This window comes from Streptomyces sp. NPDC048338, assembly GCF_043201055.1.
GTDB lineage: Bacteria > Actinomycetota > Actinomycetes > Streptomycetales > Streptomycetaceae > Streptomyces.
Map to the genome: position 1 here is coordinate 104,973 of NZ_JBICYQ010000007.1, position 17,061 is coordinate 122,033.

Sequence of the window (17,061 nt, forward strand, 5' to 3'; positions counted from 1 at the left end):
AGGGGGAAGTAGGCACCTTGAAGTAAGTAAGTCACCGAGCCGAGGGGACGATTGACTGATGGCGACCAGGACCGCGTCCGAGCGGCGGGCCGTGGCCAAGCGGGAGTACGACGCATTCCTCGCGCTCTGTCCCAGCCGCCAACTCCTTGAGCGCATCTCCGACAAGTGGGTCGCCCTTGTGCTGGCCGCGCTCGGCGGGGATGGTCCGCGCCCTGGGGAGAGCGCCGTCGGCGCACCGCAGCCCCTGCGCTTCTCCGAGCTGTCACGCCGGATCTCGGGCGTGAGCCAGAAGATGCTGACGCAGACACTGCGCGCACTCGAGCGCGACGGGATGGTGACCAGGACCGTGACCCCCACCGTGCCCGTCACCGTGAGCTACGAGCTGACGGATCTCGGTCGCTCGCTCCAGGGAGTCATGCGGGGCATCAAGGATTGGGCGGAAGGCCACATGGAGGAGGTCCTCACCCATCGCGACGGCTACGACCAGAGGGAATGCCGCGCCGCCGACTGAGGCGATGACCTCGGTCCCTGGATCGGAGGTCGCTGGATCGGACCGACCACGACGCGCTTCCTGCGGCCGGCCGGGTGTCGGTACACCGAGCCTCGGCCGGCGTCGGAGAACCTGCCTTGGCGTCATCCCACACGACACGGCGGCAAGGAGCAGGAAGCCATGACTACCGATGAGAGTGAGATCCGTGCGCTGATCACTCGATGGGCCGCCGCGGTTCACCGGGGTGATCTGCCCGCCGTCCTGGCGGATCACTCGGACGACATCGTGATGTTCGACGTCCCGCCACCGCACGACGGCGTCCGGGGCATCGACGCCTACCGCTCGACGTGGCCGCCGTTCTTCGACTGGCAGGCCCAAGGCGCGTCGTTCGACATCGTCTCGCTCGACGTCACCGCCGGGCAGGACGTCGCCTTCGCCCATGCACTGCTCCGCTGCGGCACCCCGGAAGAACTCGCCGCCCACCCCGACCAGCGCCTGCGGCTCACCATCGGACTGCGCCGCACCGGAGACCGCTGGGTCGTCGCACACGAACACCACTCGTTCGCCGACACGACCACGGCAGCGCCGGATCAGTGAGTTCCGGGGTCGAGGAACCGCGCGGCCGCCCGGGGCATCGCCCGGCAAGGAGCCCGCAAGAAGTGGCCCGACGCCGTCGACCGCCCGGCACCCACCACGGCCGGGTATGGCGCGCTGACGTTGTCCGTTGGCGCTGGTGATGGCGGCTTGCACTGGCCCTGGGTGTGAGGGTGACACGGCTGTTTCGTGCGCCGACCCCAGGCGAGGTTCCTACGGGTCTGGCGAAGATCTTGAGGTCAGGGCCGGCAGTGCCCCCAGCCGATGGGCGAGACGGTCTCGGGCATCATGACGGGATGCCCGACACCGCAGCACGCACCGCTCTTCTCGATCATCTTCGCCGAACACTTCCCGGTCGCGTCATTGACGAGGTCGCGGGTGTGGAAGGGCCCATCGAGGATCGCGTGCCCGGATTCCGGGTATTCCGCATTCATCCCGCGTATCCGGGCGACTGGTGGCTGTATGTGACGTCGGGCTGTTGGAAGGCGACTCAGCACGACGGCCATGGCACGGAGTTCTTTCTCGCGGCACCGCGTGACGAGTGGATCAACCTGGAGAGTGTCACCGTCAACGCGTACTGCCACTGCGGACCGGTGACCCAGCGGCTTGACGTCGGACATACCGTCCCCATTGGACGACCGTGGCTCGCCGACTCCGCCTGCGACCACTACCTGGTGAGCCTGCCGTATCCCTTCGGACCCGACTTCGAGGTCTGCACCTGGGAGGGCGGAGCCCATGCCCGGATCCTGTGGCTGTTGCCGATCACCGCGGCGGAGAAGGATTTCCGTCGGGAGAGGGGACTCGAGGCACTCGAAGTCCTCTTCGACGAGCGTGCGATCGATCCCGTCGATCCGCAGCGGGCCTCCGTCGTCTGAGGAGTGGGCGGAGACGAGACCAGGCTGCGATCCACGTCTGTCCGGTTCCTGAGAATCCTGCGTCCCAGCGGGCGATCTGCTCGACGTCGCTCGTCCCTGGACGAGCAAGGAGGTAGTCGGTGCCGTAGTCGCCGTCCAGGTTGCGGTAGATCACTACGGCTCCGGGACTCGGCCGTCCCTGACCGTCCTCGTGCGGTGCCGCAGCACGGATGTCGAAGGCCCCCAGCCGAGATCGGCGGGGGGCCTTCGTACGGGTGGGCGCGGGTGGTTGTGAACCGCTGACGGCTTCACTGTGGGAGCAGCGGGCTGCGCGCGCCCCGCGATCGGGTCAGGGGAAGACGAGGCCCCAGGCCTGGGCGGTGTTGAACTCGGGGTTGCACGTCCACAGGGTCAGCCAGGTGCCGTTGGCCGACGAGTTGCCCTTGTTCGTGATGCACTTGCTGCCGTACTTGGTCCAGGTCCGGCCGGAGTTGCCGACGAACACCTGCGGGCTGGTGTCGCTCCAGTCGCAGGTCCACAGGGTGAGGACCGCGCCGTTGGTGGCGGAGGCGTTGCCGCGCGGGGTCAGGCACTTGCCGCTGACGTCGTGCACGATGTGCTGGTTGAGCCAGTGCCAGTTCTGCAGGTTGCTGCCCGTGCAGGACCAGACGGTGATGACAGTCCCGTTGGAGGTGCCGTTGCCCTCAGGCGTGGCGCAGCTACCGAGGTTGTAGAGCCGGGTGCCGGCGGCCTGGGCCGGGCCCGTCGACAGGACGCTGACGCCCAGCACGGTGAGCAGCGAGATGAGGAGCGCTGATGCCTTACGTATCATGTTCGATCTTCCCCGAAGAGGCTTCCCCGGACCTGGCGGCCGCAGGGGGCCGGGACGTCCGGGGTGGTGGTCAGTGATGGGTGATGGCCACAGGCCGAGGCGAGCCTGTGCAGGTGTGAGGGGTGGGGCGTTCCGAGCTCACCTGATGGCCGCTTCCGCGGGTTCGCGCAGATCCGGTGGTCGTTCCGGACAGGCGACACGCGGGCGATCGGCGAGACCGGGTCACTTCCCTGCAGTACGCGGTCGCGTGCCGGTCGCCACGACGATCCTGCAGGTCGCGAACGCCCCACACGCCCGCACGACCTGTGCGGTTCCCCCGTCGGTCGTGTAGCAGCCGCACAGGACCACCCCCGGCAACGCACTCACCCTTCCCCGTCGCCGGACCATTCGCTGGGCCGACGACACCATTCACCGCCGAGACAGGATCCCGGCACCCACGAATCTAGAACGGCGCAACGGGTGAGAGTGTGCGCAGCGCGCGGCAATCCTGCACACGGAGCGCACCGCCCGTCAGCACGACCCGACAGGCGGGGCGAGCGTGTGGATGTCACGCACGGCGTGCCCCACGGGCCTCCCCCGCTGAACGCTCACCACGGAAGCGACCACGGCGGGCTCGACCCCGCTACGAAGAGAAAGCCTCCCCCCTCGGTGCCTCACCTGTCCGCCGCGAGCGAGTCCGGCGCCGCCATCACCCGTGGCTGTTCTCGCCGGAGGCTCAGAAGATCCTCCAGGAGGTCGGCTTCCGGAAGCCGAACCCGGGCCGGAAGCACGCGTCCGGAACGACCGGGCAGGACACGGCGGCGGTGCTTCTCGGGCGGGAGCCCGGGGCCTCTCGGCGTCTCCCGAGAGCGAGCCCCTAGCCGACGTGGACGCGAGGCCGCCGGTCGCGGTCGGACTCCGCCTCGCGCAGCACCTCGCGTGTGACCGGGGCGATCTCGCCCTGGCCGAAGAGGAAGAAGCGGAGGAAGTTGGCGAAGGGGTTGCCCTCGGTCCATTCGAAGTAGATGTCGGGGCGGGTGCCGGTGAGGTCCCGGGCGTGCAGCAGGAGGGCTGCGAGGGCGTTCGGGACGGAGGACGACTCGACGGTGAGGACGCGGTAACGGCCGTGCAGGACCTCGCCCCGTACGGTCAGCTCGGCCTCGAACTCGGACGGGTCGGTGACGGTGACCTCGACGAAGACGAAGTCCTCGGTCGTCGGCAGGTCGTTGTCGGCGCGGATCTGCTCGATCTTGTCGCGGTACTCGGCGACGTCGCGCGTGTCGGGTTCGTTGGCGATGAAGCGCGGTGTGCGGCGGGAGACGTCCTGGATGAAGCGCTGGGCCAGCTCGTCGAGTTCGACGTGGGTGACGCGCAGCTCGAAGGCACGGCCGAGGCGGGACAGGAGGGAGACGAGGATGATGCCGGCGATGAAGCAGGCACCGATCTTCACGCCGTCCGGACGCTCGATGACGTTGACGACGGTGGTGTAGAGGAAGACGACGGAGATGGCGCCGAAGCCGATGGTCCAGCCCCGCTGGCCGGCCTTGCGGGTCGCGATGGTCACGGCGATCGCGGCCGAGCAGATCAGGACGAGGACACCGGTCGCGTACGCGCCGCCCTGGGCGTCGACGTCGGCGTCGAAGATCCAGGTCACCAGGAAGGCGATCAGGGTGAAGACCAGCACCATGGGGCGCACCGCGCGCGCCCAGTGCGGTGCCATGCCGTACTTGGGCAGGTAGCGGGGCATCAGGTTGAGCAGGCCGGCCATCGCGGAGGCGCCGGCGAACCAGAGGATCGCGATCGTCGAGACGTCGTAGACCGTGCCGAAGGCGTTGCCGAGGTACTCGTGGGCGAGGTAGGCGAGCGCGCGTCCGTTGGCCTTGCCGCCGGACTCGAACTCCTGGTGCGGGATGAGGACCGTGGTGATGAAACTCGTGCAGATCAGGAAGACACTCATGATCGACGCGGCGGTGGTGAGGAGTTTCTTCGTGTCGCGGATCCGGCCCGCCGGCTTCGCCTCCGTGTCGCCTTGATCGCCCTTCACATGCGGCATGACCGCCACGCCGGTCTCGAACCCGGACAGCCCGAGCGCGAGCTTCGGGAAGACGACCAGCGCGACCCCGATCATCACGAAGATGTTGCCGTGTTCCTGGGTGAGGGCCGCGGTCCAGTCGGTGACGACGTGCCCTTCGGTGACGACCTGCCACAGGCCGGTGACCACGACCACCGCGTTCAGTCCCAGGTAGATCCCGACCAGGGCGACGGCGACGCCGATCGCCTCCAGGAAGCCCTTCATGAACACGGCGCCGAGCAGCGCGATCAGGATCAGGGTGATGAGTACCTGCTTGTCGTGCAGGGCCGATTCGAGATGCGGGTTCTCCACGAGGTGGGTGGAGGCGTCGGCCGCCGACAGGGTGATGGTGATGAGGAAGTCGGTCGCGGCGAAGCCGAGCAGGGTGAGGACGAACAGCTTGCCCTTCCAGAAGGACAGCAGCCGGGACAGCATCGCGATCGAGCCCTCGCCGTGCGGGCTCTCCTCCGCCACCCGCCGATAGACCGGCAGCGCGCCGGCCAGCGTCACGACGACCAGCACGATGGTGGCGATCGGCGAGAGCAGGCCGGCCGCCAGGGCGGCGATCCCGGGCTGGTAGCCGAGGGTGGAGAAGTAGTCGACGCCGGTCAGACACATCACCCGCCACCAGCGCTGCCCCTTGTGCCCGGCGTCGGGCGCGGGCTCCTTGGGGCGGGAGGGCTTGCCCTTGCCCATGTCGGACAGCCCCTCCAGCATCCACGAGCGCAGCCGGCCGCCGCGCGTCTCGTTCGTGGTGGACATGGATGCTCCCGGACGTGGCTGAAGGGGGTGATCGGCCGCCTGACCAGCGGCCGAGCCAGCGTAAGCAGCACGATCGGCCGGAACCTCGGCGAGCGCGTCAGGGAAGCATCAAGATGCCCCGGTCGGACGTCGGATGCGTCACACCGGGCGCAGCCGAGAGGGGTACGGGAGAGGTACGAGGTCGTCAGAGGCGCGGGCTCGACCGATGCGGAGAGGATTCCTCCGTGGGGATGTCGAGTGCGGTCCCGTACAGGCGCGAAACCCGGAGCGCGATGGTCACGCGCCGGTCAGGCAGCACCTGCCCACCGGGGGCCGCCCCGTCGGCCGGGTCCACTATCTCCGCCTCTCCCTCCGCAACGGCGAAGGACCACACGTCCGGGCCGCTGACGTGCAGTGATGCGTGCGGGTCACGACGCAGCTGCCGGACCTTGAGACGATCAGCGGTGGAGGAGACCCGCAGCACGCGTTCCGCGGCATCCCAGTCGTAGAGGACGGTCGACAGATGCGGGTGGCCGGTGCTCCGCACACTCGCGAGCACACCGAACCGCCCCTGGCGCAAGAGCTCGGAGAGCTCCTCGTCGCTGAGCACTCTCGGGGCCGGGCCATCGTTCTGTGTCGTACCAGCGGTGGTCTCGGTGGCGGTGAGCCGGCTCATGGGTACCAACCTTCAGCGATCGGAGTGACGTGGTGACAGGTCGGACGGCCGCGACAGGGCGGGAGCCGACCCGTCGACGGCGGGCTCGGGGGCGGCCACCGCTCGGGCTGCGGTGAGGTGGAGGACGGCACGGGTCGCATGCGGCGAACACGCCGCCCCTCGTCGCCCGTTGACCCGACGGAAAAGACTGTAGCAGATAGTTTTGTTGCAGACGATAATGTCATCCCCGACCCTGACGAGCCCGCCCCGGCCGCATCAGGTCCGAAAAATCGCTTGAGCGCGCGGCGGCGGCGCCGACAGGATCGGGGAACACCGATGAGTTCTCTCCGACGCTGCGGTCTATCGGTGTGACCTGCCACGTGCGGAGAACACTCACCTGACGGAAGGCGCCATGCTCGCACCACACGCCACACCCACCCTCCCGCCCGACCGGGTCACCGCCGTGTTGCGGATTCTCGTGCTGTCCACCTTCGTCGTTCTCCTCAACGAGACGATCATGGTCAACGCGATCCCGCGACTCATGCGCGAGTTCGAGGTCACCGCGGCGGCCGCAGGATGGCTGTCCACGGCCTTCATGCTCACCATGGCCGTCGTCATCCCGGTGACCGGGTGGTTCCTCCAGCGCGTGACGACCCGGACCGCCTTCGGCCTGGCCATGGCACTGTTCCTCGCCGGCACGGCGCTGGCAGCGGCCGCGCCCGCCTTCCCCGTGCTCCTGGTCGCCCGCGTCATCCAGGCCAGTGGCACCGCCGTCATGATGCCGCTGCTCATGACGACGCTCATGACCCTCGTGCCCCCGCACGACCGCGGCCGCGTCATGGGCAACATCACCCTCGTCATCTCCGTCGCACCCGCCCTCGGCCCTGCGGCCTCCGGTGTCCTGCTGCAGCTGGGAACATGGCGCCTGCTGTTCCTGGCCGTCCTGCCCATCGCCGGAGCCATGGCGTTCGTCGGTCAGCGCCGACTGGTCAACATCGGTGAGCCGCAGGCCGGTCCGATCGACTGGTTGTCCGTCCCTCTCGCGGCAGCGGGCTTCGGCGCCCTGGTCTACGGCCTGAGCGGCCTCGGTGCCGGGGACGAAGCCACGGCGGTCGTGCCCCCGGAGGCCACGACCCTGGTCGGCGCCGTGCTGGTCGGCCTGTTCACCTGGCGGCAGCTGGCCCTGCAGCGCTCGTCCGCACCGCTGCTGGACCTGCGAGCCCTGACGTTCCGCCACTTCTCCGTGGCACTCGGCCTGATGTGCCTGTCCTTCATGGCACTCATGGGTGCGTTCATCCTGCTGCCGATCTACTTGCAGGAGGTGTGCGGCCTGACCTCACTGCAGACCGGACTGCTCCTCATCCCCGGCGGCCTGACCATGGGCCTGCTCGGACCCCAGGTCGGAAAGCTCTACGACCGGCTCGGCGCACCGCGGCTGGTCGTCCCCGGAGCCGCACTCACGGCGCTCTGCCTCGCGCTGTTCGCCTTCACGGACGCACAGACCTCGCCGTGGCTGGTGCTCACCCTTCACGTGGCACTGAGCGCCGGCATGGCATTCGTCTTCACCCCCGTCTTCACCTCCGGCCTGTCGGTACTTCCGCCGCACCTCTACCCTCACGGATCCGCCATCCTGGGCTCGCTCCAACAGGTCGCGGCGGCCGCCGGCACCGCCCTCGTCATCAGTGTCATGTCGGGACGCGCCGCCACGGCGGCAGCCGGCGGCGCCGCCCCCACGGACGCCCTGGCCACGGGCATCCGGTGGGGATTCGGTATCGGCGCCGTACTCGGGGGGCTTGCCGTGCTGGTCGCACTACTGGTCCGCACTCCGCCCGCGCCGCAACAGCCCGTTGCGCCGGAGGCCCAGGACGAGGACGGCACCACGACGAACAAGACCGCCCCCGAACCCGCGTAGCGGCCTGAAGGTCTTCGGCGAAGGAGTGCCGGCGTGGCCGGCGTCGGCACTCAGGACCGGAACAGCCGGGCAGAGGTGCCGGTCGGCGTCCCGGGAGGGACGCTTTTCAGGAGGCCCCTTTAGGATGACGACCGCGCGTTGATGGCGCATGCGGTTGACGTCACCCGAGGTCGTGCCAGTGGTGCGGTCTCTCGTCGGTGAGTCGTCCGACCGATGCGTCCGGGTAGCTGTTCTACGGGGGAGATTTTCGGTGTTCGGAATCATCAGGCCGTGCCGTCATCGGCTGGGCGAGGGCTTGCGTACCGAGTGGATGGCGCACCTGTGCGGGCTGTGCCTGGCGTTGCGCGGAGAGTACGGGCAGTTCGCGCGGGCAGCCACCAACTACGACGGTCTGATCGTCTCGGTACTGACCGAAGCGCAGTCGGAGCGAAGCGGCGACTGGCGACGAGGGGCAGGTCCGTGCCCGCTGCGCGGAATGCGGTCGGCGGACGTTGCGCAGGGCGAGGGCGCGCGGCTGGCGGCGACGGTGTCGCTGGTGCTCGCCGCCGCGAAGATACGTGACCACGTGGCCGACCGCGACGGGCTGTTGGGACGCCGCCCGGTGGCGATGGCAGCACGCCGGATCGCCGACGGCTGGGACCGCGCGGGTGCCGCAGGCGGCGAACGGCTCGGCTTCGACACCTCGGTGCTGCTCGGGGCGGTCGAGCGCCAGCCGGAGATCGAGCGGTCGACCGGCCGAGGCGGCTCGCTGCTGGCGGTCACGGAGCCCACGGAAACCGCGACCGCCGCCGCCTTCGCCTACACCGCCGTCCTCACGGACCGCCCGGACAATGCGGAACCGCTGGCGGAGGCCGGTCGCCTGTTCGGTCGGCTGGCGCATCTGCTGGACGCGGTGGAGGACCTGGACGCGGACGAGGCGTCGGGCGCGTGGAATCCGATCGCCGTGACCGGAGCGGACCGCGCGGAGGTGCGCAGGCTCTGCGACGACGCCGTTCACGGAATCCGGCTCTCCCTGTCCGATGCCGTGTTCGTCGACGGGCAACTGGTACGGGCTCTCCTCGGCAGCGAGTTGGAGCGCGCCGTCGATCGCGTCTTCGACCCCCGGCATCGCCACCATCAGCACGACCGCCGGACGCCGAGCCTGCGCATGCTGCCGTGGCTGGGTCGCCGGACGGCGACGCAAGAGCCCTCGGCGACCGCCGCCGGCACGACGTGCGGCATCGGTGTGCTGGCGGGTGCGGACCCGGATGCCGCGCCGACGGCATCGGGCCGGCCGCCGGAGGGAGAGTGCCGGCGCTGTCGCGAGCATCGTCGGCTGTGTGGCGATTGCAGGCTGTGCCACCACTGCTGCCGCTGCGACGACGACGCGGATCCGGGTGAGGGTGAGCCCTGGCAGGTCGGCGACGGCAACAGCAGCGGCGGTTCGGGCCGGGATGCCTCGGGCAGGGACGGTTCCGGGGGCGACGGCTGGTTCGGCGGGCACGGTGGCGGCAACTCGTCGGGCTCCTCGGGCGGTTGGGGCGGTTCGGGCGGAGGCCACGGGTCCGGCGGCTCCGGTGGTTCCGGTGGTTCCGGTGGAGGCTCGGGTGACGGCTGCGGCGGGGGCTGTTGCAACCCGTGCAAGTGCTGCTGCGACTGCTGCGACTGACCGGCGGACGAACCATCCGGGCCCCGAAGGGGCCCGGTGCCGGCGTCCTTATCGAGCCGCGTCGATCGCGTGGTACTCCGCGTCCCTCAGCTCGCGCTTGAGGATCTTGCCGGTGGCATTCATGGGCAGGGCGTTGTGGAACTCCACGAGGCGGGGGTACTTGTAGCCCGCCATCTCGTCCCTGCACCAGGCGATCAGCTCCTCCTCGGTGAGCGTCGCCCCCGGGGCGCGGACCACGCACGCCTTGATCTCCTCGCCGTGACGGTCGTGCGGCACACCGATGACGGCTGCCATGCTCACGGCGGGGTGGGTGAGCAGGACTTCCTCGATCTCGCGCGGGTACACGTTGAACCCACCGCGGATGATCATGTCCTTGGCGCGGTCGACGATGTAGAACCATCCGTCGGCGTCACGGCGGGCCAGGTCACCGGTGCGGAACCACCCGTCGCGCATCACCTCGGCGGTCGCCTCGGGTCGGTTGTAGTACCCCTTCATGACGTTGTGGCCGCGGACGACGATCTCGCCGATCGCGTCGGCGCCCCGGACCGGTGCCCAGTCCTTGTCGACCAGGTCCACCTCGACACCCCAGACGGGGCGCCCGATGGAGCCCGGACGCGCCTCCTCGCCCGGCGGCACGAAGGTGGCCGCCGGGCTGGTCTCCGAGAGGCCGTAGCCCTCCATGACGGTGACCCCGAAACGCTCACGGAACCGGCGGTGGATCTCGACCGGCAGCGCCGAGGCTCCCGACCCGGCCATCCGCAGGTTCTTGGCGATCAGCGGCAGGTCGACATCGTGCGCCTCCTCTTCGAGCAGGGCCCAGTACATCGTGGGAACACCCGCGAAGAAGGTGACGGCATGGCGCTGCATCAGGGCGAGGGCCGAGCGGGCGTCGAAGCGTGGCAGCAGCACGAGCGTCGCCCGGGAGGCGATGCCGGCGTTCATCTGCACGACCTGGCCGAAGGAGTGGAAGAGCGGCAGGGTGATCAGATGGACGTCGTGCTCGACCTCGCCGAACAGCTTGTGGCAGGTCAGGACGTTGAGCATCACGTTGGAGTGGGTGAGCTCGGCGCCCTTGGGACGGCCGGTGGTGCCCGAGGTGTACAGGATGAGCGCGGTGTCACCGGACTCGGTGGCCACCGTCTCGAAGTCCGCGCTCCGGGAGGCCAGTGCCGCGGTCAGGGTCTCGGCGCCCGCGATCGGGGAGGCGTCGGTGGGGGCCGCGGTCATCAGGAAGAAGTTCTCGCACCCGGGGGTCTCACCGAAGCCGGACCAGCCCGCCTGCCCCATCGGCAGGTCCGCGGTGCCCTCGAAGCAGAAGTACGCCTTCGCCTCGGAGTCGGCCAGGTGGTACGCGATCTCGCGTCCCTTGAGGAGCACGTTGAGCGGGACGACCACCGCGCCGGCCTTGAGGATGCCGTAGTAGACGATCGGGAACCAGGGAAGGTTCGGGCACGACAGTGCGACCTTGTCGCCGGGTTGGATGCCGCGCGAACACAGCAGGTCGGCCACCTGACGGGCGGCCGTGTCCAGCTCGGCGTAGGTGAGCCGCTGGGTGCCCAGCACGACTGCCGTGCGGTCGGGCACGGTGCGGGCGCTGTTCTCCAGCAGGGCGGCGAGATTGAGCATGAGGTCTCCGTTGGGGATGCCTCGGCGGGCGCCGAAGGCGTGGCGGATTCAGGGACCGGCAGGACGGCGGCCGGAGGTCAGCCCCGCAGCGCGGAGGCGAGGAGTGCGGGCAGTTTCGCCAGGCTCGGCGCCGCCGTGAAGCGGGTGAGGCGTTGCACCGTGGTCAGCGAGGTGCGGTTGGTGACGAAGTACGGGGGGCGGGGTGACAGCGACGGGTCACCCGTGACCAGGCCCCGGGGGGCCGGTGTGAAGGGGGCGCGCAGCACGGTCTTCTCGATGTCCTCGAGCATGAACGCGTTGTGCACGAAGCCGATGCCGCTGCCGATGTCCTGGCGGGTGTGGCCGGGGAAGGCACCCCACGGGGTGAAGCCGAGGAGGAAGCCGACGCCTGACCAGCAGTTGACGCCGAGGGTGCCGTAGCGCAGCTCGGCGAGGGCGGTGCGCACCGTGTCCCGGTGGGACTTCTCGGTCTTCGGGTGGACGATCAGAGTGGCGCCCAGGGTGCCGGGCAGGGTGTCGTTGGCGAAGTCGACCGCGTGCCGCAGGAATTCGGCCGGGGTCGCGCCGGGCAGGCGGACGACGCCCAGGGCGCTGCCGAAGACCTCGCCGGTGACGAGGACGTCGTCGTGGTGGTCGGTGATGTCGGGGACGAGCAGCCGGCAGTCCGGACCGTGCGTCTCCGCCTGCGGGTGGGCCTCGCGTACCGCGGCGAGACGGCCTTCGGCGCCGGGGTAGTAGTCGGTGCGCGGGGGCAGCTCACGCAGTATCCGCCGGATCTCGTCCAGGAGCCGGTCGGTGCCGTCCCAGTCTCGTGGCAGGACCAGGATCTGGCTGGCGATGCAGTTGTGGCCGGAGTTGTTCATCTTGCTGGTGACGATGTGCTCGGCCTGGAAGCGGAAGTCGGCGTCGCTCCACGGGCCCGGCACCACGATGCACGGGCTGACGCCGCCGAGTTCGCTGCTGAAGGGCTTGGTGATCAGCGGGAGGTCGTCACGGCGGCGTCGCTCCGCGTCCTCGTCGGTGCCCCAGACGATGGCGTCGTGGGTGCGGTCGCTGCCGGTGACGTGGATGGTGTCGACGCCTTCGTGGCGGGTGAGATAGGCGCCCTCGGCCGCGCCGCCGTCGACGAAGCGCACCCAGCCCCGTTCGACGAACTCGGCGAAGACGTACTCGAAGTGGGGGCGGAGATAGGCGTTGACCGGGTTCATCTTGGCGATGACGACCTGGCCCTCGGCGTAGAGCTTGTGCAGGACGTCCAGCGCGGTGATGGCGGCGACGTTGCCGGCGCCGAGTACCAGGGCCAGTGCCGGGTCTCCCTGCCTGCCCCGGTACTCGCCGGCGGCGCCCGCCCGCGTCTGCTCCGCGGTGACGCCGGGGCGCATCCACACCTCGGCCCGGAAGCCGTTGAGCAGCAGGGTGTCCCAGCCGGTGGCGGGGAAGACGTCGACGCGGGTGCGGCCGTTCTCCTCGTGGACGGCCCTCCCGTCCAGCGGGTCCCTGCCCGCGGCGATCCGTCGCAGGACGTGCAACAGCGCCGCGGCGTTCTGGATCAGGGCCCAGGGGCCGCCGATCCAGTCCTCGGCCGCCCAGGTGGAGTCCGGTTCGACCTCCTTCGCCCGGCTGCCCGCGCCGGCCATCTCGGCCGCGCGTGCGACGACGCGCGGCTGCAACCGCTCCAGGAGGGCGATGCGTTCGGTGAGCGGGGTGGCGGACCAGGACTCGGCGTTGCCGCGTACGTCGGCCACGGTGCGGTCGAGGAAGGAGGTGTCGAGGGCGCTGGTGTTCAACGTCGTCCCTTGCGGAAGGTCGGGAGCGGGAAGGTGGGGAAGGTGGGGCCTGCCCCGTGCGCTGCGCGAGGAGCAGGCCCGTACCTGTCGTCACACGGAGAGCAGGCGGGCGTCGCGGTCGGGGTTGATCAGCGTGACGGCGGCGGTTCCGCCCACCAGGAGCAGGGCACCGGTGATCAGGACCGCGTACTGGTAGCCCTCCGCTGCATGGGTGTCCACGAGGCTGCCGATCAGCGTCGGGGCGATCAGACCGGCGGTGGTCACCACGGCGTTCATGAAGCCCAGGGCGCCGCCGCGACGATCGGCAGGAGCCAGTTCCATGATGGTGGTGGCGGCGATGCTGCCCATCGCTCCGGCAAGGCCGAAGGCGCCGAGCAGCAGGAGGACCGTCACAGCGCCGGACGGGGCCACAGGCAGGGTCAGACAGGAAGCACCGGAGACGAGCAGGAGGCCGCCGCCGACCCGACCGCGGGCCCACCGGCTCGCGATACCGCGGCGCAGCATCCATCCGGTCAGGCCCGCCTGCCCGAGCACCAGGATTCCGCTCAGACCCCAGAACAGCATCAGCAGCTGTGTGGACACGGCCGAGGAGTAGCCCAGCCCGTCGCGGAGGTAGGAGGGGAGCCACACCAGGGCGAAGGCGATGACCCAGTAGGTGCTGAAGTAGCCGATCGTGACACCGATCCAGGTGCGGGTCGCGAGGATCCGGCGGTACGGCACCCTGGGCTGTGCCTGGCCCGTCCCGGCCTCGGTCCCGGTGCCCGTCCCCGGCCCGTCGTCGGAGGACGCCTCGGCCGGGGGGTCGCCGTCCGATGCGGTCGCGTACGGCCCTTCTCCTCCGAAGGGGATCCACAGCAGCGTCCACACCACGCCGACCAGGGCCACCGCGGCGACGGCCGAGCGCCAGCCGTGATGGTCGATCAACCACGTCAGCACGGGAGCGGCGACCAGGACCCCCAGCGTGATCCCCAGGACGATCAGCGCCCCGGGCAGGTTGCGCCGGTGGTTGGGGAACCAGGACAGGGTCGTCTGCTGGGCGACCGGATAGGCGGGCCCCTCGGCGGCGCCGAGGAGAACACGTGAGGCGATGAGCACCGCCAGCCCTCCCCCGATGGCGAGTGGCGCCTGGGAGACGGACCACAGGACGGCCATGATCAGCAGCAGCCACTTCGGCCGGACGCGGTCGGCGAGCAGCCCCACCGCGGCACCGGAGATCGAGAACAGCAGGAAGAACGCGCTGCTGGCGAGCCCGAAGGCCGATGCGGACAGGCCGAGGTCCTGTCGGATCTCCTCCGCGGCCAGACCGAGCACGGACTTGTCGGCGAAATTGATCATCATGAAGACGACGAGCAGCGCCGTGACGATCCACGCGCGGCGTCTCGTTCTGCTCGGCACCTTCGGGGGGCCGGCGGGCACAGCGGGTGCGACGTCGGTGTCGGTCACAGGGGCTCCGCGGAGACTGGATGGGGAGGGGGGAGGGGGCCTGGAGCTCGATCAGGAGAGCGGGACGCCGGCGATGGCGATGCGCTCCATGACACGGCGCTGCGGGAAGTAGTCGTTGATCGCGTAGTGCTGGGTGGCGATGTTGTCCCAGATCGCGACGGACCCCGGCTGCCAGCGGAAGCGCACCTGGTACTCCGGGATACGGGCCTGGAGGACGAGCTCGCCCAGCAGTTCGCGGCTCTCCGCGTCCGACAGGCCGACGATCCGGGTCGTGAAGGGCTCGTTGACGTAGAGCAGCTTGCGGCCGGTGCGCGGGTGGCGGACGACCACGGGGTGCTCGACGGCCGGCAGGTTCTCGCGATGCGCGGCGAGCTGGGCCGCGGTCATCAGCGAACCCCAGCTGGGCACCCAGTCGTGCACCGCGGTGAGCCCCTCGATCCGGGCCTTCAGGGACTCGGTGAGGTTGTCGTAGGCGGCCGCCATGTCCGCCCACATGGTGTCGCCGCCGGCGGACGGGACCTCGACGGCCCGCAGCACGGAGCCGAGGGCCGGCGCGGCCATGAACGAGTGGTCGCTGTGCCAGATGTTCTCCGTGCCCATGGCCATGGCGTCCTTGGCCAGCCGGGAGACTCCGACCGTGTCGCCCTTGGGGAAGAACGGGTTGGCCTCCGGCTCGCCCCACAGTGCGGAGAACGCGAGCTGGGACTGCGGGTCGAAGCCGTGCTGGTCGCGGAAGAAGAGCACCTTCCACTCCAGAAGGGCCTGCCGGATCTCCTCCGCGACATCCTCGCCGATCGGGAGCGAGAGGTCGACGCCCTCGATCTCGGCGCCGATGTGCGGGGTGAGCGGGCTGATGTCCAGGAGCCGGTAGTCGGGCTGGGGCGCGTCCGGCGCGATGCGGTCGAGCGTGCGCTTGCCGTAGTGCATCAGCGGCTTGTCGAGCGCGGGGGCGGGGGTGGTGACAGCGCTGTCCATGAGTCCTCCGTAACGGCCGGAAAATCGTTACCGGAAGTATCGTTATCAGGGTGCGGGTAGGCAAGGGCTTGGCGGCACGAAGAATCGGGCGCGGGAAAGCCGCTGACGCCAGGCGTCAGCCGGTCGGGCCCACAGCCCGGGCCACGAGTTCGACCAGCGTCTCCACGAAGCGGGTGTCGGGCATCTCCTGCTCACCGACCAGCCGGAAGAGCAGCGGTGCGGCCACCAGCGTGGCCGCGGCCCGGACATCGGTGTCCGGGTCCACGTCACCGCGGTCCATCCCCCGCTCCAGGATGCGCCTCGTCTCGCCCGTGATCCGCTCGGTGTACGCCGCGTACTGGCCCCGGGACGCACCCGCCTCGGCCGTCGCCCCGATCAGTCCCGCGATCAGCCGGTCCGACCCGGGCAGCCGATACGCCTCCAGGCGAGCGGTGAGGATGAAGCGGAGCTCGGCGCGGAAGTCGCCCAGATCAGGCACCGACAGGACACCGAGACGACTCTCGGCGGCGGCGATGATCAGGTCCTGCTTGGTGGGCCACCGCCGGTACATGGCCGGCTTGCTCACCCCGGCGCGGGACGCGACGGCGTCCATCGTGACCGCCCCGATCCCCTGCTCGGTGACCATGTCCACCACCGCACTCAGGACGGCGGCGGTGACCCGCTCCTCGCGCGGTCGCCCCGGTCCTCGTACGGCCCCGCCCGGCTTCATATCCACCATGCTCAGAGCCTACGGTCTCCGCCGGACCTGCCGGAACGAGTCGAGTCCGTCGACCGGAGCCCCTGCCGAGTCGGGTCAGTTACGTGCCGGTGGGCCAGGACCGCAGCAGGGAGGCGATCTCTCGGGACGTGCAGGCGGGGTCGAGCAGGAGGTCCTTGAGGGCGACGGCGTCCTTGCGTGCGGGCTTCACGGAGATGCCGACGGCCTCGAGGTACATGACGCCGGTCGCCGCCGCTACAGCCATGTTCGAACGCTCCAGCCATCGGCACCGGCCCAGCGTGTGCACCAGGGCGGCGGCCTTGGCGTAGGAGCCGTCGTAGACGGGCTGCTCGAACAGTTCCGCGCGGTGACGGGCGACCGCCGCGATGGGCACGCCGTAGTCGTCGGGTGCCGGATCGTTCGCGCCGGCGGCTTCGGCGACCTGCAGGATCCAGGGGACGTCGATGTTCAGGTCCATCACGCCGCGTGCGCCCCACGCGGTGCCCGGGACTCCTCTGCCTCGTCGAAGACGTCCTGATGCTCGGCCAGGAAGCGAGCGGCCGCGTCGACCGCCCGGGCGCGCAGACCGCTGGCGTCGTCCTGGACCAGCCGCGCGAGGTAGTCCCCCACGCTCATCCCCAGATCGGCGGCCCGCTTCCGAGCGAGCTCCGCCACATCCGCGTCCACCCTGGCACCCAGCTGCGTCTTACCCATGACCGCATGGTAACAGTCGTTACCAGCTGAGGGTAGGCAGGCG

15 protein-coding genes are annotated in these 17,061 nt (G+C 70.1%); 5 read left to right on the forward strand and 10 right to left on the reverse strand.

Annotated features, from left to right (window positions below; genetic code table 11):
• Nucleotides 1–58: 58 nt before the first annotated feature.
• From ACGFZF_RS17915 to ACGFZF_RS17925, 3 genes are all read left to right on the forward strand, one after another.
• Nucleotides 59–511 carry a winged helix-turn-helix transcriptional regulator gene (locus tag ACGFZF_RS17915; RefSeq protein WP_393555106.1) on the forward strand — a complete coding sequence of 151 codons (453 nt, stop codon included), beginning with the start codon at nucleotides 59–61 and terminating at the stop codon, nucleotides 509–511.
• Nucleotides 512–670: 159 nt separating this feature from the next.
• A complete protein-coding gene (locus tag ACGFZF_RS17920; protein ID WP_393555108.1) occupies nucleotides 671–1,087 on the forward strand; it encodes a nuclear transport factor 2 family protein in 417 nt (138 codons plus the stop codon).
• A gap of 293 nt (nucleotides 1,088–1,380) precedes the next feature.
• The gene (locus ACGFZF_RS17925; protein ID WP_393555109.1) at nucleotides 1,381–1,959 is read left to right on the forward strand and encodes a suppressor of fused domain protein; all 579 of its coding nucleotides are present in this window, start codon (nucleotides 1,381–1,383) and stop codon (nucleotides 1,957–1,959) included.
• A 328-nt stretch (nucleotides 1,960–2,287) separates the two neighbouring features.
• On the opposite strand, the gene ACGFZF_RS17930 is transcribed toward ACGFZF_RS17925, so the two are convergent.
• The 3 genes from ACGFZF_RS17930 to ACGFZF_RS17940 all read right to left on the reverse strand — a co-directional run bounded on the left by ACGFZF_RS17930 (nucleotide 2,288) and on the right by ACGFZF_RS17940 (nucleotide 6,237).
• On the reverse strand, nucleotides 2,288–2,770 hold the full coding sequence (locus tag ACGFZF_RS17930) for an RICIN domain-containing protein (RefSeq protein WP_393555111.1): 483 nt from the start codon (nucleotides 2,768–2,770) through the stop codon (nucleotides 2,288–2,290).
• Between the two features lie 856 nt (nucleotides 2,771–3,626).
• The gene (locus ACGFZF_RS17935) at nucleotides 3,627–5,582 is read right to left on the reverse strand and encodes an amino acid transporter (protein ID WP_393555113.1); all 1,956 of its coding nucleotides are present in this window, start codon (nucleotides 5,580–5,582) and stop codon (nucleotides 3,627–3,629) included.
• A 184-nt stretch (nucleotides 5,583–5,766) separates the two neighbouring features.
• A complete protein-coding gene (locus tag ACGFZF_RS17940) occupies nucleotides 5,767–6,237 on the reverse strand; it encodes a pyridoxamine 5'-phosphate oxidase family protein (protein WP_393555115.1) in 471 nt (156 codons plus the stop codon).
• Nucleotides 6,238–6,628: 391 nt separating this feature from the next.
• Between ACGFZF_RS17940 and ACGFZF_RS17945 the strand changes: the two genes are divergently transcribed.
• Nucleotides 6,629–8,128 (forward strand): DHA2 family efflux MFS transporter permease subunit, encoded by a 1,500-nt coding sequence (locus ACGFZF_RS17945; protein WP_393555117.1) that lies wholly within the window; start codon nucleotides 6,629–6,631, stop codon nucleotides 8,126–8,128.
• A 250-nt stretch (nucleotides 8,129–8,378) separates the two neighbouring features.
• On the forward strand, nucleotides 8,379–9,776 hold the full coding sequence (locus ACGFZF_RS17950; protein WP_393555619.1) for a DUF5685 family protein: 1,398 nt from the start codon (nucleotides 8,379–8,381) through the stop codon (nucleotides 9,774–9,776).
• A gap of 48 nt (nucleotides 9,777–9,824) precedes the next feature.
• Here the strand turns inward: ACGFZF_RS17950 and ACGFZF_RS17955 are convergent, their stop codons facing one another.
• The 7 genes from ACGFZF_RS17955 to ACGFZF_RS17985 all read right to left on the reverse strand — a co-directional run bounded on the left by ACGFZF_RS17955 (nucleotide 9,825) and on the right by ACGFZF_RS17985 (nucleotide 17,018).
• A complete protein-coding gene (locus ACGFZF_RS17955; protein WP_393555119.1) occupies nucleotides 9,825–11,402 on the reverse strand; it encodes a long-chain fatty acid--CoA ligase in 1,578 nt (525 codons plus the stop codon).
• A 77-nt stretch (nucleotides 11,403–11,479) separates the two neighbouring features.
• Nucleotides 11,480–13,189: an aldehyde dehydrogenase family protein gene (locus ACGFZF_RS17960; RefSeq protein WP_393555121.1), complete on the reverse strand. Its 1,710-nt coding sequence runs from the start codon at nucleotides 13,187–13,189 to the stop codon at nucleotides 11,480–11,482.
• A 90-nt stretch (nucleotides 13,190–13,279) separates the two neighbouring features.
• Nucleotides 13,280–14,632: an MFS transporter gene (locus ACGFZF_RS17965; protein WP_393555123.1), complete on the reverse strand. Its 1,353-nt coding sequence runs from the start codon at nucleotides 14,630–14,632 to the stop codon at nucleotides 13,280–13,282.
• 51 nt (nucleotides 14,633–14,683) lie between these two features.
• The gene (locus tag ACGFZF_RS17970) at nucleotides 14,684–15,607 is read right to left on the reverse strand and encodes a TauD/TfdA dioxygenase family protein (RefSeq protein WP_393555125.1); all 924 of its coding nucleotides are present in this window, start codon (nucleotides 15,605–15,607) and stop codon (nucleotides 14,684–14,686) included.
• A 115-nt stretch (nucleotides 15,608–15,722) separates the two neighbouring features.
• On the reverse strand, nucleotides 15,723–16,325 hold the full coding sequence (locus ACGFZF_RS17975) for a TetR/AcrR family transcriptional regulator (protein ID WP_393555127.1): 603 nt from the start codon (nucleotides 16,323–16,325) through the stop codon (nucleotides 15,723–15,725).
• Nucleotides 16,326–16,404: 79 nt separating this feature from the next.
• Entirely contained in the window at nucleotides 16,405–16,782 is a 378-nt protein-coding gene (locus ACGFZF_RS17980) for a fic family toxin-antitoxin system, toxin component (protein ID WP_393555128.1), read from the reverse strand.
• Nucleotides 16,782–17,018, reverse strand: a complete 237-nt coding sequence (locus ACGFZF_RS17985; protein WP_393555129.1) for a hypothetical protein — start codon at nucleotides 17,016–17,018, stop codon at nucleotides 16,782–16,784. Before ACGFZF_RS17985 ends, ACGFZF_RS17980 begins: the two co-directional genes overlap by 1 nt.
• Nucleotides 17,019–17,061 lie beyond the last annotated feature (43 nt).

Coding starts and splice junctions, on each gene's coding strand:
- ACGFZF_RS17955 (WP_393555119.1), bottom strand. CDS start 11,402: ATGCTCAATCTCGCCGCCCTGCTGGAGAACAGCGCCCGCACCGTGCCC.
- ACGFZF_RS17915 (WP_393555106.1), top strand. CDS start 59: ATGGCGACCAGGACCGCGTCCGAGCGGCGGGCCGTGGCCAAGCGGGAG.
- ACGFZF_RS17940 (WP_393555115.1), bottom strand. CDS start 6,237: ATGAGCCGGCTCACCGCCACCGAGACCACCGCTGGTACGACACAGAAC.
- ACGFZF_RS17935 (WP_393555113.1), bottom strand. CDS start 5,582: ATGTCCACCACGAACGAGACGCGCGGCGGCCGGCTGCGCTCGTGGATG.
- ACGFZF_RS17985 (WP_393555129.1), bottom strand. CDS start 17,018: ATGGGTAAGACGCAGCTGGGTGCCAGGGTGGACGCGGATGTGGCGGAG.
- ACGFZF_RS17930 (WP_393555111.1), bottom strand. CDS start 2,770: ATGATACGTAAGGCATCAGCGCTCCTCATCTCGCTGCTCACCGTGCTG.
- ACGFZF_RS17945 (WP_393555117.1), top strand. CDS start 6,629: ATGCTCGCACCACACGCCACACCCACCCTCCCGCCCGACCGGGTCACC.
- ACGFZF_RS17980 (WP_393555128.1), bottom strand. CDS start 16,782: ATGGACCTGAACATCGACGTCCCCTGGATCCTGCAGGTCGCCGAAGCC.
- ACGFZF_RS17920 (WP_393555108.1), top strand. CDS start 671: ATGACTACCGATGAGAGTGAGATCCGTGCGCTGATCACTCGATGGGCC.
- ACGFZF_RS17970 (WP_393555125.1), bottom strand. CDS start 15,607: ATGGACAGCGCTGTCACCACCCCCGCCCCCGCGCTCGACAAGCCGCTG.
- ACGFZF_RS17975 (WP_393555127.1), bottom strand. CDS start 16,325: ATGGTGGATATGAAGCCGGGCGGGGCCGTACGAGGACCGGGGCGACCG.
- ACGFZF_RS17925 (WP_393555109.1), top strand. CDS start 1,381: ATGCCCGACACCGCAGCACGCACCGCTCTTCTCGATCATCTTCGCCGA.